Source organism: Achromobacter sp. 413638, assembly GCF_043119405.1.
In the GTDB taxonomy this organism is placed as follows: domain Bacteria; phylum Pseudomonadota; class Gammaproteobacteria; order Burkholderiales; family Burkholderiaceae_B; genus Achromobacter.
In genome coordinates this window covers 18,203-32,502 of the sequence record NZ_JBICCO010000044.1, presented here as the reverse complement: position 1 = coordinate 32,502, position 14,300 = coordinate 18,203, and the positions used below count along the sequence as shown (strand labels likewise).

Here is a 14,300-nt window from a genome sequence, read left to right as displayed (position 1 = left end):
ATGCAAGGACAATATCGCCTCGGCGTGGACGCCGGCGGCACCTTCACCGATTTCGTGCTGGCGGGCCGCGACGGCAAGATCCGCCTGTTCAAGAGCGCATCCACGCCGCAGGACGGCACCCGCGCCATCGCCGCCGGCCTGGCGCAGATGGCCGAAGAACTGGGCCGCCCGGTCGAGGACATCGTGCGCGACTGCGATCTGTGCATCAATGGCACCACCGTGGCGCTGAACGCGCTGATCGAGTTGAAGGGCGTCAAGGTCGGTCTCTTGTGCACCGCTGGCCACGAGGACAGCATCGAGATCCGCCTGGGCCACAAGGAAGAGGGCTACCGCTACGACGCCGACTACCCGCCGGCGCCGCAGCTGGTGCCGCGCCGGCTGCGCCTGCCGGTGCGCGAGCGCGTGCTGGCCGACGGCTCGGTGCGCCAGCCGCTGAACGAGGACGACGTGCGCGCCGCCATCGAGGTCTTCAAGCGCGAGGGCGTGCAGGCGGTGGCGGTGTCCTTCGTCTGGGCGCCAGCCAATCCCGCACATGAACAGCGCGCGCTGCGGATGGTGGCCGAGGCCATGCCCGATGTGTTCGTCTGCGCCGGCCATGAGGTTTATCCACAGGTGCGCGAATACACGCGCACGTCCACCACCATCGTCAATGCCTACCTGAGTCCGGTGATGGCGCGCTACGTGGCGCGCATCGACGACTATTTCCGCGGCCTGGGCGCGCGCGGCGCGGTGCGCTACTTCCAGTCCAACGGCGGGCTGGCGGTGGGCGAGATCATGCGCCGCCGCGCGGTCAACGCCATCAACTCCGGCCCGGCCTCGGCGCCGCAGGCGGGCCTGTACGTGGCCGCGCCCTTCGGCATCGACAACATCATCACCGTGGACATGGGCGGCACCTCGTTCGACATCACCCTGGCGCGCGGCGGCCAGACCAACCTGAACCGCAACATCGATTTCCTGCGCCACCGCATCGGCGTGCCGATGATCCACGTCGAGACGCTGGGCGCGGGCGGCGGCTCGATCGCCCACCTGAACGCCTTCGGCATGCTGGAAGTGGGACCGCGCAGCGCCGGCGCCATGCCCGGGCCGGCCTGCTACGGCCAGGGCGGCGAGGAACCGACCGTCACCGACGCCAACATGGCGCTGGGCTACCTGCGCCCGGATGCGGTGCTGGGCGGCGCCATCCGCCTGGACCGCGAGCGCGCCGTCGCCGCCATCCGGCGCGGCGTGGCCGAGCCGCTAGGCCTGAGCCTGGAACGCGCGGCGCACGGTATCGGCACGCTGGTGAACCTGAACATGGCCAACGGCATCCGTCGCATCTCCATCGAGAACGGCTACGATCCGCGCGACTTCGCGCTGGTCTGCGCCGGGGGCGCGGCGGGCATGCACATCACGGCGCTGGCCGAGGAAATCGGCAGCCGCAACGTACTGGTGCCCAAGATCGCCTCCTGCCTGTGCGCCTTTGGCCAGGTGATCTCCGACGTCAAATACCACTTCCTGGCCAGCGCCGTCATGCGCCTGGACGAGCACGCCGATCTGGCGCGGCTGGACCAGCTGTTCAGCGACATGGAAGCGCGCGGCCGCGAGTTACTGGCGGCCGACGGTTTCGCGCCGGAACGCATCAGCCTGGACCGCAAGGTCGAGATGCGCTATCAGGGCCAGATCCACGAATGCCAGGTGGACGTTCCCCCCGGCCCCGTCACCGCCGACACGCTGGACGCGCTGCTTCGCGCTTTCCATGCGCGCCACGAACAGCTCTACACCTATGCCGAACCGCACAACGTGGTCGAACTGGTGAACCTGGAAGTGATGGCGGCCGGCGCGGTGGACAAACCCGCCTTGCCTGAGCTGCCAAGCGGCGACGGCGATCCGGCGAGAGCGCTGACGGACATGCGCGACATGCTGTTCGAGGGCGACGGCCCCTGGACCGCCACCCCGGTGTATGACGGCGGCAAGCTGCTGGCCGGCGACGCGATCGCCGGCCCCGCGGTGATCGAGGAGCCCACCACCACCATCGTGGTGCGGCCAGGCTGGCAAGCCCTGCTGCACGGCTCGGGTACGTACTTATTGACCCGCGCGGCCGGCTGATCCAGATTGGCGTCTGTTATGCACGCGGAGGGCAGTCCCGTGGACACCCGCTACGACACCGCCGGCCTGGCCGCTCCCGACCGCTCCCGCCACTGGGAGGCGGCGGTCGGAAACACCTACTTTAGCCTGCAACTGCAATTCCAGGACGCCGCGCGCTTCGAGGGCTCGCTGCGCTCCTGGCGGCTGGGCGCGCTGTCGCTGTCGCGGCTGGCCTCGTCGCCGCTGTGCTACCGGCGGCTGAAGACGCATCTGCGCGACTGCAACGACGAGCAATATCTGGTGACTGTGCCGCGCCAAAGCGGCATACGCTTCGCCCAGGCCGGCCGCGAAACGCTGTGCCAGCCCGGCGCGTTCCTGCTGGAACACGGCCACAGCCCCTATGAATTCTCTTATGCGCAGGACAACGCGTTGTCGGTGCTGAAGGTGCCCGGCGCCCTGCTGCGCGGCCGGCTACGCACGCCCGACCGCTATTGCGCGCTGTCGTTCGACGCCAGCAGCGGCGCGGGCTGGTTGTTCGCGTCCTATGTGGAACTGGTCGGCCAGCAGCTCGGGCAGCAGCTGGATGGCGGCGACGGCCCGGCACGCGAACTCGCCGCGCAGCAGCTGGTGGACCTGCTGGTCTGTTCGGTGCAGGCCGATGCGCGCGTGCTGTCCTCCAGCGATTCGGCGGTGCGCGCCGCGCACCTGTGCCGCATCGAGGACTACGCGCGCCGCCACCTGGGCGACCGCGACCTGACGCCGGAACGCACCGCGCAGGCCTGCGGCATCTCCACGCGCTACCTGCACGCGCTGTACCGCGACGCGGGCCAGACCTTTGTCCAGTGGCTGCACGAGCAGCGCCTGGGCCGCGCCGAGCAGGCGCTGCGCGGCGCGCCCGTATCCGTGGCCAGCGTCGCGCATCAATGGGGCTTTGCCGACCAGTCGCATTTCTCGCGGCTGTTCAAGCGCCGCTATGGACACACGCCGGGGCAAGCGCGCCGCCGCATGGATTGATACGAAGCGCGGCCGGTGTGACCGACCACGCATCGTCGCCCTGATCTAGCCGGCCGCAGCCACCCGGCCCGCCGCGCCGGCGCACAACCGGTACACCAGCGCCGACACCACGAAGCTGGCCGGCGCGGCCAGCGTGGCCGCGAAGCCCGCCGTGTGCATCAGGGCCAGTCCGCAGATCGCGCCAGCGAACCAGCCCGTCAGGCCCGCCCGATTGAACGCCGCGCCGCCGGACGACACGGTCCCGTCATCGCCCGACAGGATGTGCACCAGCGCCACCGCGACCCAGGACACGACGAAGATGCCCTGGTAGGCCAGCGCCTGCAGCAGATACGAGAACACGTCCAGCAGCATCAGCGCGTAGGTCACCGCGCCCACCGCCACGGCCCAGGCGGCCTTGGGCCAGCGCATGCCGGAAAAGCGCGCGAAGAAGGCCTGCATGTTGATGGTGGCCAGGTAGTAGTTGGCGGTATTGATGCGGGTCTGCGTGATCCAGACGAACAGCAGGCCGCCCAATCCCATGAGCTTGAGCAGGGCCAGCACCACCGACACTTCCGACAACGCCGCATCGCTGGGAATCGCGCTGACCAGGTAGATGCCGGCCACGCCGTTGAGCAGGAAGGTCACCAGGTAGAACGGCATGCCGAAATTGAAACGGCTGTGATACGCCTGATCCTCGCGCTTGCCGAAACGCGCATAGTCGAAAGTGAACATCATCAGGATCCACACGCCCATGTAGTACACGAACGCATCCCACCAGCCGCCCGCCACCGGGCCGCCAGCAGGTCCGAAGGACAGCCAGGCGTCGCTGTAGCCGTATTCGCGCGTGGCCATTACCACGGCCAGCAGCAGGCCCAGCAGATAGAAGGGCAGCAGCACGCCGTTGAACTTGTCTAGCCAACGCTGCACGCTGCCGAAGATCAGCAGCACGCTGTAGATCACCACCGCCAGCGCCACCAGCCAGTACGGCACGGCGGGATAAAGGTGGTGCGCCGCCACGGCGATGACGGCGCCTTCGAACACCGCGTAGTAGATGGCGGTGGCGAAGAAGATCAGCGTGGCCAGCGCCGCGCCGGACGTTCCGAACAGCTTGCGCGAGAACAGCGCCACCGACAGGCCGGTGCGGATCGCGTAGCGGCTGATGATGCCGTTGACGATGCCATAGCAGACCACCGACAGCGCCATGCCGATGATGGCGTTGCGCGCGCCGTACTTCAGCGCCAGCGTCGCCCCCACGACGATATAGAACATCGCGCTGCACACGGCCCACCATGCCATGGTGAGCGAGTAGCGCGGCATGCGGTCGGCATCGGCGACGGCATGCAGGGAATTGTCCGTCTCGTCGGACGGTTTGTTGCGGACCAGGTTGGCCATGATCGATCTCCCGGCGGGAATCAGTGCTGCGATGAATGAAGCGACGGATACTGCGTGCCTTGCGGCGTGCTTTGCTGCGGTTCAACTGCAACGGACGCGCCGACGCGCGCAACCCGTGCTGCGGGCTGCGGCGTGGAACGTGAAAGAAAGCGGGGAAAACGCGCCGCTCAGGGCGCGGTCGAGGATGCCGGCGTCTTAACCGCTGAGCGCCTGCCGCAAACGGTCGTAGCGGGCGTGGTGCTCACGCCTGGCGGCCAGCGCCTGCTCCAGCGTCACCTTTTCGAAGCGCGCGCTCTGGTTGGGCTGCATCTGTCCGACCTTGTCCATGTCGGCGCTGATGACCGTGCCGATCATGGCGTAACCGCCGCCGGACACCGCGTCGCGGTGCAGGATGATGGGCTCCACGCCGGCCGGCACCTGGATCGAGCCGATGGGATAGCAGGCGTCGACGATGTTGGACGGATCCGCGCCCGCGCCGAAGGGCTGTTCGCGCTCGCGAAAACGCAGCGCGCGGCCCTGCTTGTAGCGGTAGCCGATGCGGTCGGCCTCGGACGTGACGGTCCAGGCGTCCTGGTAGAACGTGGCGGCCGATTCCGGTTCCAGCCGATGGTCGTACAGGCCCGGCAATACGCGCAGCGTCTGCGTCTTGGGACAGTGCGCCGCCAGGTCCAGGGGCAATTCGCGCCCGGCGCGCGCGCGCGGCGAGGGTTGGCCAATGGCCAGCTTGTCGCCGGCCTTGAGCCGGCGGCCCTCGTGCCCGCCGATGGCGCCCAGCGTATAGGTCGAACGGCTGCCCAGCACCACCGGCACGTCGATGCCGCCGGCCACGGCCAGGCAGGCGCGCGCGCCCGCCGAGACGAACTCGAACGACAGGCGGCTGCCGGCGGGCACGGCCAGCGCCATGTTGCAGGGCATGGGCTTGCCATCGATCTTCGGCGCCATGGTGGCGCCGGTCACGGCGATCAGCGCGGCGCGGTGGAACAGCAATTCCGGGCCGAGCAGCGTGCATTCGAGCACCGCCGCGTCCTCGGCATTGCCCACCAGCAGGTTGGCCGCCGCCAGCGCGTACTGGTCCAGCGCGCCCGACGGCGGAATGCCCAGGTGGTAGTAGCCCTGGCGGCCCTTGTCCTGCACCGAGGTGGCCAGTCCGGGCTTGAGGACTTCGATGTGGGAAGCGTCAGCCATGTAGCGTCTCCAGCAGGCGGGCGTTGCACAATTGCGGCGCCCGCAGGAATTCCGCGAGCGAGAAGGACACGGGACGGATGCGCAGCGCGAAGCTGCCGTCCTCGACCTGGGCCTCGGCCCGGTCGTATTCCTCGCGATTGATGGGCTTGAACTTGACGATGTCGCCGGGCCGGAAGAACACCATCGAATCGCGCAGATGCGCCAGGCGCTGGCCCGGCTCGAAGATCGGCGCGGGCGTCACGCCGAACATCTGATAGCCGCCGGCGCCGCGCACGGAATAGATGCAGCCGAAGCAACCGCCATGTCCCACCGTGTGCCTGGGCGTGTCGGTGCGCGGCCGCAGGTACTTCGGCACCTGCAGCTGGCGCTCGCGCTCGACCATCTGGAACATGAAGGGCAGGCCGGCCACGAAACCCACCATGGACACGAACCAGGGCGAGCCGGCATGCGCGTCGATGAAGGCCTGCACCGACGCAAAGCCGTTGATGCGCGCGGCGTATTCCAGGTCGGTGGATGCCGGGTCCTGATGCCGCTCGCGAAAGCGCATCAGCGTCTCGTGCGTCCACGGGTCGTTGTAGTAGACCGGGATTTCGATGATGCGCGTGTCCAGGCTGAGGTTGGCCATGTCGATGCCGTCCTCCAGCTCGCGCAGCAGGGCCAGCAACGCGTCGGGCGCGATGCGATCGGGGTCGTAGCGCACCTGATAGGACGCGTTGGCCGGGCAGATCTCGGTCACGCCGTCGACCGCGCGCTCGCGCAGCGCGCGGGTGATGGCCATGCCCTTGAAGAAGGATTCCAGCGACATGTCCTCGCTGATCTCGGCGAAGATGAATTCGTCGCCGCCATGGGTGTAGCGCACGCTCATCGCTGCTCCTCCCGCTCCGCCCGCATCCAGGCTTCCAGCCAGTTCGTGTGGTAGTTGCCCGCCGCCACCTCGGGATCTTGCGCCAGCGCGCGGTGCAGCGCCAGCGTGGAATGCACGCCGTCCAGCTCGACCTCATCCAGCGCCCGCGACAGCCGGGCCAACGCCGCGCCACGGTCTTCGTCCCAGACAATGAGCTTGGCCAGCAGCGAATCGTAGTAGGGCGATACCGTGCAGCCCGGATACAGCATGGAATCCACGCGCACGCCCGGCCCGCCCGGCCAGCGCAGCTGATCGACGCGGCCCGGGCTGGGCGCGAAATTGCGCTGCGGATCCTCCGCATTGAGCCGGCATTCGATGGCCGCGCCGCGCAGCGAGATATCCTGCTGGCGCCAGCGCAGCGGCTCGCCATCGGCGATGCGCAGCATCTCGCGCACCAGGTCCACGCCGGTCACGGCCTCGGTGATGGGATGCTCGACCTGGATGCGCGTGTTCATCTCGATGAAATAGAAATCGTGCGCGCCACGGCTGTCGTCGTACAGGAACTCCAGCGTGCCGGCGCCGCGATAGCCCACCGAGCGCGCCAGCTGCGCCGCCGATTCGCACAGGCGCTGGCGCGTGGCGGCGTCCAGCGCGGGCGAGGGCGCTTCCTCGAACACCTTCTGGCGACGCCGCTGCAACGAGCATTCGCGTTCATAAAGATGGATGGCGTTCTTGCCGTCGCCCAGCACCTGCACTTCGATGTGCCGCGCGCGCGGCAGGTAGCGTTCCAGGTAGACGCCGCCATAGCCGAACGCCGCCTGCGCCTCGGCCTGGGCCTGCGGCATCTGCGCGCGCAGCTCGGCCTCGTCCTGCACCACGCGGATGCCGCGCCCGCCGCCGCCGGCCGCCGCCTTGATCATCAGGGGATAGCCCATGCCGCCCGCATGCGTCAGCGCTTCATCGAGCGAGGACACCACGCCTGCGCTGCCGGGCACGGTCGGCACGCCGGCCGCCAGGGCGCAGGCGCGCGCGGCGGCCTTGTCGCCCATTTTCCGTATGGTCTCCGCATCCGGGCCGACGAAGATCAGGCCCGCGTCGCTGACGGCCTGCGCGAAGGCGGCGTTCTCCGAAAGAAAGCCGTAGCCGGGATGCACGGCCTGGACGCCGGTTTCGCGCGCGGCCTTCAACACGGCGTCCACGTTCAGGTAGCTGCGCGTGGCGTGGGCCGGGCCGATGTGCACGGCCTCGTCCGCCATGCGCGTGGCCAGCGCGTCGCGGTCCGCGTCGCTATAGACCGCCACGCTGCGCATGCCGAGTTCGCGGGCGGCGCGAATCACGCGCAAAGCGATCTCGCCTCGGTTGGCCACCAGCAGCTTGTGAATGCGGCGCGGGCGGTAGGAAGAGTCAATCACGGACATGGAACGCTCACTCCTTGATGCGCAGCAGCGGCTGGCCGATATCCACCGGGTCGCCGTCTTCGGCCAGGAAAGCCTCGACCACCCCGGCGACCGGCGTTTCCACCTGGATGAACTGCTTCATGACCTCGACGATGCCGATCACGTCGCCCGCCGCGACCGTCGCGCCGGGCTCGACGAACGGCGGCGCGTCGGGGCTGGGCCGGCGATAGAAAGTGCCGGGCAAGGGGCTGGGGATTTCCTGTGACGACATGGTTTTCTCCTTGGAATGTTCGTATGGGTTGCAAGCGCGCGCGGGTTCAGGGTCCGGTGATGCTGGGCGGCGCGACATGGATGCCGGCCCCGTCCAGCGCCGCGCGCGTGGCGCGCACCAGCGCCAGCGCGCCCGGCGTATCGCTGTGGATGCACACGGAATCGAAATCGATGGCGATGTCCTGGCCGTCGACGGTGCGGACCTTGCCGTCGACGCAGGCGCGCAGCACCTTGGCGGCGACCTTGTCCGGGTCCAGCGGCTGTGGGCGGCGGGTGAAGACGATGGAGCCGCTGGCGTCGTAGTCGCGATCGGCATAGAACTCGCGCACCACGGGCTGGCTCAGTTCGCGCGCGATGCGGCAGGTCACCGAGTTTTCCATGCAGTACAGGGCCAGCGTCGGCTCCAGTTCACGCAGCGTCTCGACCAGCCGGCGCGACAGCGCCTCGTCGCGCGCGGCCAGCATGTACAGCGCGCCATGCGGTTTCACGTGCTGCAGCCGCAGCCCGTGCAGGCGGGCGAATTCGCGCAACGCCCCCAGCTGATAGACGATGTCGTGGACCAGGGCGTCGGCGCTTTCGCGTAGATCGCGGCGGCCGAAGCCGACCAGGTCGCGAAAACCGGGATGGGCGCCGATGCAGACGCCATGCTCGCGCGCCAGCAGCACGGTGCGGTTCATGATGTTGGGATCGCCGGCATGAAAGCCGGTGGCGATGTTGGCCGAGCTGATCAGCGGCATGATGGCGTCGTCCACGCCGTCTCCGATGGTCCATGGGCCGAATCCTTCGCCCATGTCGGAATTCAGGTCGATGCTCCGCTTGCGCATTGTGGGATGTCTCCGTCTTGTTGCGGGCCGCGTGTGGCGCGGCGCTTGACGTGAACAGTAGCCAAGGCGGACGGGGATAAAAAGTTCTTTTTATTGATCGTTCAGTATCTGAAATTCAGATACGACGCAGTTACGACGAAGCGCATCAATTTGGCCTTTCTCTATGAAAACCAAGGGAAATCCCTAGATTTTGATTTCTGGTTCCCACCAGAATTAATAGATATTCTGCGTTCTGAATATCGATTAATCAGATAGCACTCGCCATGTCGATCACGCTGCGCCAGCTCAAGTACTTCGTCGCCGCGGCCGAACTGGGCCAGATTTCGCAAGCGGCGATCCAGCTGGCGATCTCCCAGTCCGCCGTCACCAGCGCCATCCGCGAGCTGGAGGAAACCGTGGGCGCGGCGCTGTTCGAACGCAGCGCCCACGGCGTGACGCTGACGCACAGCGGCCGCGGCTTTCTCAATCATGCGTACAACATCCTGTCCTCGGTCGACGAGGCGCTGCGCATGCCCAGCGCGGCCGAGGATGTGTCGGGCCGCCTGCTGTTGGCCGCGTCCTATACCGTCATCGGTTATTTTCTGCCGTATCACCTGCAGCGGCTGTCGCAGCAGTATCCGCAGCTGGACATCCAGCTGCACGAGCTGAACCGCAGCGCCATCGAGGAAGGCTTGATCGCCAACCGCTACGACATGGCGGTGCTGCTGACGTCCAATGTGGCCAACCCGGACCTGGCGGTCGAGCATTTCTTCGGTTCGCCCCGGCGGCTATGGCTGCCGGCCCGGCATCCCTTGCTGGAGCGCGATACCGTCACGCTGGAAGACGTGGCGCGCGAGCCTTTCATCATGTTGACGGTGGACGAAGCGGCCTATACAGCACTGCGCTACTGGAACGAAACGCCGTTCAAGCCGGACGTGCGGCTGCGCACCTCGTCGGTCGAGGCCGTGCGCAGCATGGTGGCCAACGGCAGCGGCGTGACGGTGCTGTCGGACATGGTTTACCGGCCCTGGTCGCTGGAAGGGCGGCGCATCGAGACGATCCAGCTCAAGGATCCGATTCCGCCGATGAACGTGGGACTGGCCTGGCGCAAGGGCGCGGAGATATCGCCGGCGATGCGGGCGGTGCGCGAGTATTTCCGGCATGTCTATACGGCGCAGCGGGTAGGCCAGGCTTGATTATGAGCAATAGCTCATATTTAAAGAGCATGCCACTCAGGAAGATCGCCCACTCACATCCCGGCCCCCGCCGAATCTTGCACGCGCCAACCGGTTGCTCGCCAGCGACTTCGAATACACGGATGCCGGCCGTATCCGCTGCGCCAGGGCATACCCCGTGATGCAGGCCAGCATCAGCGGCAGCATCACCTCATAGCTCAGCGTCATCTCGAAAATCATCAGGATGGACATGAGCGGCGCATAAGTCGTGGCGGCCAGCATCGCCCCCATGCCGACCACGGCATAACTGGCGGGCGTGGACACCGCGCCCGGCGGCAGCAGGGCCTGCAGGCCCATGCCATAAAGCGAACCCAGCGCCGCGCCGACGAACAGGGTAGGCGTGAACACGCCGCCGACCGCGCCCGAACCGGCGCTGGCGGCCGTGGCGATGATCTTCAACAGCAGAATAGCGGCGACCGCCGACCAGGCCCATTGCGTATGCAGCATGCTGTTGACCACGCTGTAGCCATTGCCCCAGACCTCGGCCTTGTACAGCGACAACGCGCCGACGATCAGGCCGCCCAGGGCCATGCGGGTCCACAACGGCGCGGGCAGGCGGCCGAAACCGGCGCGCGACAGGTCGAGCAGGCGCAGGAACTGCGGCGCCAGCAAGCCGGCCAACAGGCCCAGTCCCAGATAGCTGGCCACTTCCCAGCCGGACACGAAGTCGAAGGGCGGCATGTGGAATACCGCGTCGTAGTGCAGGATCTGCCGCGTCACGATATTGGCCACGACCGAGGCCACCACCAGCGGCACCAGCGTGGCAGAGGAAATCACGCCGTAGACGATCTCGGAAATGAACAGGGCGCCGGCGATGGGCGCGTTATAGGCGGCGGTGATGCCGGCCGTCGCGCCGCAAGCCACCAGCAGGCGCAATTGCCGTGGCGGCAGGATCAGAAAGCGGCCGCTCAATGAGGACAGCATCGCGGCCAGCTGCACCATGGGCCCTTCGCGCCCGATGGAAGCGCCGGATCCGATGGAAAACAGCGAGGACACACTGCGCGCCACGGTCTGGCGAAAGCCGATCACCCCGCGCCCGACGGCGATGGCTTCCATGTAATCGGCCGCGCCGCGTCTGGGCAGCCAGCGCGAGGCCAGTTGCAGAACCAGGCCGGCCAACGCGCCACCGGCCGCCGGCAACAGCAGCCGCTGCCAGGACTCCAGGCCGCGCGCCAGATGGACCATGCCATGCGGCGTGTCCTCTCCGCCCAGCACCACCTGTATCCAGGAAAGCAGCTCGCGAAACACCACGGTGGCCAGCGCGCCCAGCAGTCCCATCAAGGCGGCTGTGAACAAGGTGTAGGGCAGGTTTTCGGCCACCAATTGGCCACGCAACGCCCCGGCCCAGCGGAATTTTCCGATTCGAATTTCTTTTGCCATGGCCGGAATTCTACGGCGGCAGCTGCTCACTTTTTGTTCAGCGGACCGTCAACCGAACGCGCGCATGGGGCCTGGAATGCCTGCCCGCGAACGTGCCTCACAGGGCTTTCTGGAGGCTTCCAGGGGGTGAAAAACAGGATGGGCAAAGCGGGTTTTTCAGGGGTAAAAATGGCGATCCGGAGCCTGTCCGGCAAGAATCAGCCTGTGGATAACTACTGGGGCGCGTTGTTGTGCACATGTTGTGGAGGCAAGTTGAACAAGCGGGGGTTTTGGCGGGGTCGCCAAATCTTGTCCAACTTCGACTTTTTTCCCACACAGAGTTCTTGCACAGCCAAAAACCGTCGCAAGGCTATGAAAAAAAACAGGTTTCCAAGGTTAAGGTAGTTATCCACAGGCCTTATTAATCATTAGTCTTTATATAAAGAGAACTACAGGGAAAAGACAAACATGCTCTCTCTCACCTCCCAGCCACGCCCCCCCGGACTTCGTCCATGCGCATCCTTCTGATAGAAGACGAAGCTGAACTTGCCCGCTGGTTGGCACGCAGCCTGGCCCGTCACGCGGGTTTCGTTGTGGAATGGGCAGATGACGGGCTGGTTGCCGAACGGCGTTTGGCAATGGAAGAATTCGACGCGGTCGTGCTCGACCTGGGATTGCCGGGCATGGATGGCCATTCCTTGCTGGCCAGGATGCGCGCGCGCGACGATCGAACGCCGGTGCTGGTCCTCACTGCGCGCGACTCACTCGCCGAAAAAATCGGCACGCTGCATGAAGGCGCCGATGATTTCCTGCCAAAACCCTTTGTTGTGGAAGAGTTGGAAGCGCGTTTGATCGCGCTGATCCGGCGCAGCCGAGGGCGAGAACGTCCGCGGCACATCCTGGGAAACCTGGTTTTCGATACCGCGACACAGAAATTCACGGTCCACGGACAGCCCCTGCAGTTATCCCCACGTGAACACGCGGTGCTGCGCACGCTGATCCAGAAAAGTGGCGAACCAATCAACAAGCAACAGATCCTGGACCGGATCCTGACCGACGATGCGGACATCAACCTGGAAGCGATCGAAGTGCTGGTCCACCGCTTGCGCAAGAAATTAGCGGATACCGATGTGCAGATCGTGACTATGCGCGGCATGGGCTACTGCCTGGAGAACGCTGTTGACAACCCGTAGTACGGAAAAAATCGGCGCGAAAAACAGCCTGCCGGCACAGGGCAGGCGCCCCCGGACGCTGAAAACACAGTTGCTCTGGTGGCTGATTCCGACGCTGGTCCTGGTGATGATCGCCGCGCTGTGGCTGTCGAACCACCAGCTGCGCAACTAGGTCGACATGGCCTATGACCGCTCGCTCGCCGGCGCGCTGCGCGCGATCGACCACAACATATCCACAGCCAGCGGTGGATTAGCCATGGAGCAGCCATACCTGATGCTGGAATTCTTCGAGCTGACGGCCAATGGCAGCGTGTTCTACCGGGTAGCCACCGAGGACGGGCTGGCCGAGATCGGTCATCCGGACCTGCCCATGCCCGACCCGCCGCTGGAATCTGGCGAACCGCAGTTTTTCTATGCCGACTACCTGGGCACGCCGGTGCGAGTCGCGGCGCTGGCCCGTCCGATGGATCCGCCGCTGTATGCAAATAAAGGGGGACGTATAATCGTGCAGGTCGCGGAAGGCCTGGGCACCCGCCAGGAATTTCTGCACCGGGTGCTGTTGCGCTCGGTGGAACGCGACCTGGCGGTGATCGTCATAAGCGTCCTGGTGGTCATCCTGGGGGTTTTCATGGCCCTGAGGCCCCTGGAACGGCTGCGCCAGGATGTGGAAAGGCGGTCCTCGGACGATTTAAGCCCCGTAGACGCATCGGACATGCCAGGTGAGGTCCTACCCCTGGTCAGCGCCATAAACCTCCACATGGCCCGTTTTGCGGCTCAGGCGAGGGTGCAAAGCCAGTTCCTGGACGACGCCTCGCACCAATTGCGCACGCCTTTGTCGGTTTTGCGGACCCAGACGGCCTATGCCTTGCGCGAAACAGACCCCCAGGAGGTCCGTACAGCCCTTCTGGCGATGCAGGAAGGCTTGGACAGGGCCGTGCGTACCACCAACCAGATGCTGGCCCTGGCGCGCGCTAAAGACGCCTCCCTGGCCGAAGGCGGGTTCGCGCCCGAGCCGGTCGACCTGGTCGACACGGCGGACGCCGTCATCCGCGCCCTGCTGCCGGCGGCCCGTACCCGCCAGCTGGACGTGGGCATGGACACGCCGTCCGGACCGGTCAAGGTGCCGGCGGCCGACTGGCTGCTGCGGGAGGCGGTCAGCAACCTGGTGGACAACGCCATCCGTTACAGCCCGCAGGGCGGGGATCTGACGGTCCGGGTGCTGGTCGGGGACGGGACGGCCTGGCTGGTGGTGGAGGACAGCGGCCCGGGCATGTCGGCCGAGGACATCGCCCGCGCCTGCGTGCGTTTCCGCCGGGGAGCGGCGGGCAGGAACAAGCCGGGCGCCGGCCTGGGCCTGGCCATCGTCGGCACCATCGCCGAGATCCTGGGCGCGAAGCTGGTTCTGGAGAACCGGACGCCGCAGCCCGGCTTGCGCGCGGCGCTGGTGTTTACCCTGGAAAACACCGCGGATGCTGCGCTGCATCACGAAAATCACAGAATTTGAAAGGTGTTGGAAAGGTTCGATTTTGTACGGTTGCGTCCGCGGGGCCAGCAGAGCCGCGCATGGGACGGCCTGCAAGGCGGGC

General features: G+C 66.5%; 11 protein-coding genes and 1 pseudogene. 5 read left to right on the top strand and 7 right to left on the bottom strand.

Translation table 11 applies throughout. The features are described from left to right. Both ACEU5R_RS18240 and ACEU5R_RS18235 read left to right on the top strand, forming a co-directional pair. Window positions 1–2,085: a hydantoinase/oxoprolinase family protein gene (locus ACEU5R_RS18240; RefSeq protein WP_392411128.1), complete on the top strand. Its 2,085-nt coding sequence runs from the start codon at window positions 1–3 to the stop codon at window positions 2,083–2,085. 39 nt (window positions 2,086–2,124) lie between these two features. Further along, entirely contained in the window at window positions 2,125–3,078 is a 954-nt protein-coding gene (locus ACEU5R_RS18235) for a helix-turn-helix domain-containing protein (RefSeq protein ID WP_392411127.1), read from the top strand. Between the two features lie 45 nt (window positions 3,079–3,123). Here the strand turns inward: ACEU5R_RS18235 and ACEU5R_RS18230 are convergent, their stop codons facing one another. From ACEU5R_RS18230 to ACEU5R_RS18205, 6 genes are all read right to left on the bottom strand, one after another. Next, on the bottom strand, window positions 3,124–4,449 hold the full coding sequence (locus tag ACEU5R_RS18230; RefSeq protein WP_392411126.1) for a purine-cytosine permease family protein: 1,326 nt from the start codon (window positions 4,447–4,449) through the stop codon (window positions 3,124–3,126). Window positions 4,450–4,644: 195 nt separating this feature from the next. Continuing rightward, a complete protein-coding gene (locus ACEU5R_RS18225) occupies window positions 4,645–5,634 on the bottom strand; it encodes a biotin-dependent carboxyltransferase family protein (RefSeq protein ID WP_392411125.1) in 990 nt (329 codons plus the stop codon). After that, entirely contained in the window at window positions 5,627–6,499 is an 873-nt protein-coding gene (locus ACEU5R_RS18220) for an allophanate hydrolase subunit 1 (protein WP_392411124.1), read from the bottom strand. Before ACEU5R_RS18220 ends, ACEU5R_RS18225 begins: the two co-directional genes overlap by 8 nt. Beyond that, a complete protein-coding gene (locus ACEU5R_RS18215; RefSeq protein ID WP_392411123.1) occupies window positions 6,496–7,896 on the bottom strand; it encodes an acetyl-CoA carboxylase biotin carboxylase subunit in 1,401 nt (466 codons plus the stop codon). The genes ACEU5R_RS18220 and ACEU5R_RS18215 overlap by 4 nt, the downstream gene beginning before the upstream one ends. A gap of 7 nt (window positions 7,897–7,903) precedes the next feature. Next, on the bottom strand, window positions 7,904–8,146 hold the full coding sequence (locus tag ACEU5R_RS18210; RefSeq protein ID WP_392411122.1) for an acetyl-CoA carboxylase: 243 nt from the start codon (window positions 8,144–8,146) through the stop codon (window positions 7,904–7,906). A 46-nt stretch (window positions 8,147–8,192) separates the two neighbouring features. Beyond that, complete coding sequence (locus ACEU5R_RS18205) at window positions 8,193–8,969, bottom strand: 5-oxoprolinase subunit PxpA (protein ID WP_103271773.1); 777 nt, start codon at window positions 8,967–8,969, stop codon at window positions 8,193–8,195. Window positions 8,970–9,232: 263 nt separating this feature from the next. Between ACEU5R_RS18205 and ACEU5R_RS18200 the strand changes: the two genes are divergently transcribed. After that, complete coding sequence (locus ACEU5R_RS18200) at window positions 9,233–10,144, top strand: LysR family transcriptional regulator (RefSeq protein ID WP_392411121.1); 912 nt, start codon at window positions 9,233–9,235, stop codon at window positions 10,142–10,144. A 36-nt stretch (window positions 10,145–10,180) separates the two neighbouring features. On the opposite strand, the gene ACEU5R_RS18195 is transcribed toward ACEU5R_RS18200, so the two are convergent. Then, window positions 10,181–11,563, bottom strand: a complete 1,383-nt coding sequence (locus ACEU5R_RS18195; protein WP_392411120.1) for a ClcB-like voltage-gated chloride channel protein — start codon at window positions 11,561–11,563, stop codon at window positions 10,181–10,183. Window positions 11,564–12,054: 491 nt separating this feature from the next. Here ACEU5R_RS18195 and ACEU5R_RS18190 point away from each other — a divergent pair, with 491 nt between their 5' ends. Beyond that, window positions 12,055–12,735, top strand: a complete 681-nt coding sequence (locus tag ACEU5R_RS18190; protein WP_103271769.1) for a response regulator — start codon at window positions 12,055–12,057, stop codon at window positions 12,733–12,735. After that, a pseudogene (locus ACEU5R_RS18185) lies at window positions 12,722–14,218 on the top strand (sensor histidine kinase). The gene ACEU5R_RS18190 and the pseudogene ACEU5R_RS18185 overlap by 14 nt, the downstream one beginning before the upstream one ends. Window positions 14,219–14,300 lie beyond the last annotated feature (82 nt).

Coding starts and splice junctions, on each gene's coding strand:
- ACEU5R_RS18220 (WP_392411124.1), bottom strand. CDS start 6,499: ATGAGCGTGCGCTACACCCATGGCGGCGACGAATTCATCTTCGCCGAG.
- ACEU5R_RS18210 (WP_392411122.1), bottom strand. CDS start 8,146: ATGTCGTCACAGGAAATCCCCAGCCCCTTGCCCGGCACTTTCTATCGC.
- ACEU5R_RS18225 (WP_392411125.1), bottom strand. CDS start 5,634: ATGGCTGACGCTTCCCACATCGAAGTCCTCAAGCCCGGACTGGCCACC.
- ACEU5R_RS18200 (WP_392411121.1), top strand. CDS start 9,233: ATGTCGATCACGCTGCGCCAGCTCAAGTACTTCGTCGCCGCGGCCGAA.
- ACEU5R_RS18205 (WP_103271773.1), bottom strand. CDS start 8,969: ATGCGCAAGCGGAGCATCGACCTGAATTCCGACATGGGCGAAGGATTC.
- ACEU5R_RS18190 (WP_103271769.1), top strand. CDS start 12,055: ATGCGCATCCTTCTGATAGAAGACGAAGCTGAACTTGCCCGCTGGTTG.
- ACEU5R_RS18240 (WP_392411128.1), top strand. CDS start 1: ATGCAAGGACAATATCGCCTCGGCGTGGACGCCGGCGGCACCTTCACC.
- ACEU5R_RS18230 (WP_392411126.1), bottom strand. CDS start 4,449: ATGGCCAACCTGGTCCGCAACAAACCGTCCGACGAGACGGACAATTCC.
- ACEU5R_RS18195 (WP_392411120.1), bottom strand. CDS start 11,563: ATGGCAAAAGAAATTCGAATCGGAAAATTCCGCTGGGCCGGGGCGTTG.
- ACEU5R_RS18215 (WP_392411123.1), bottom strand. CDS start 7,896: ATGTCCGTGATTGACTCTTCCTACCGCCCGCGCCGCATTCACAAGCTG.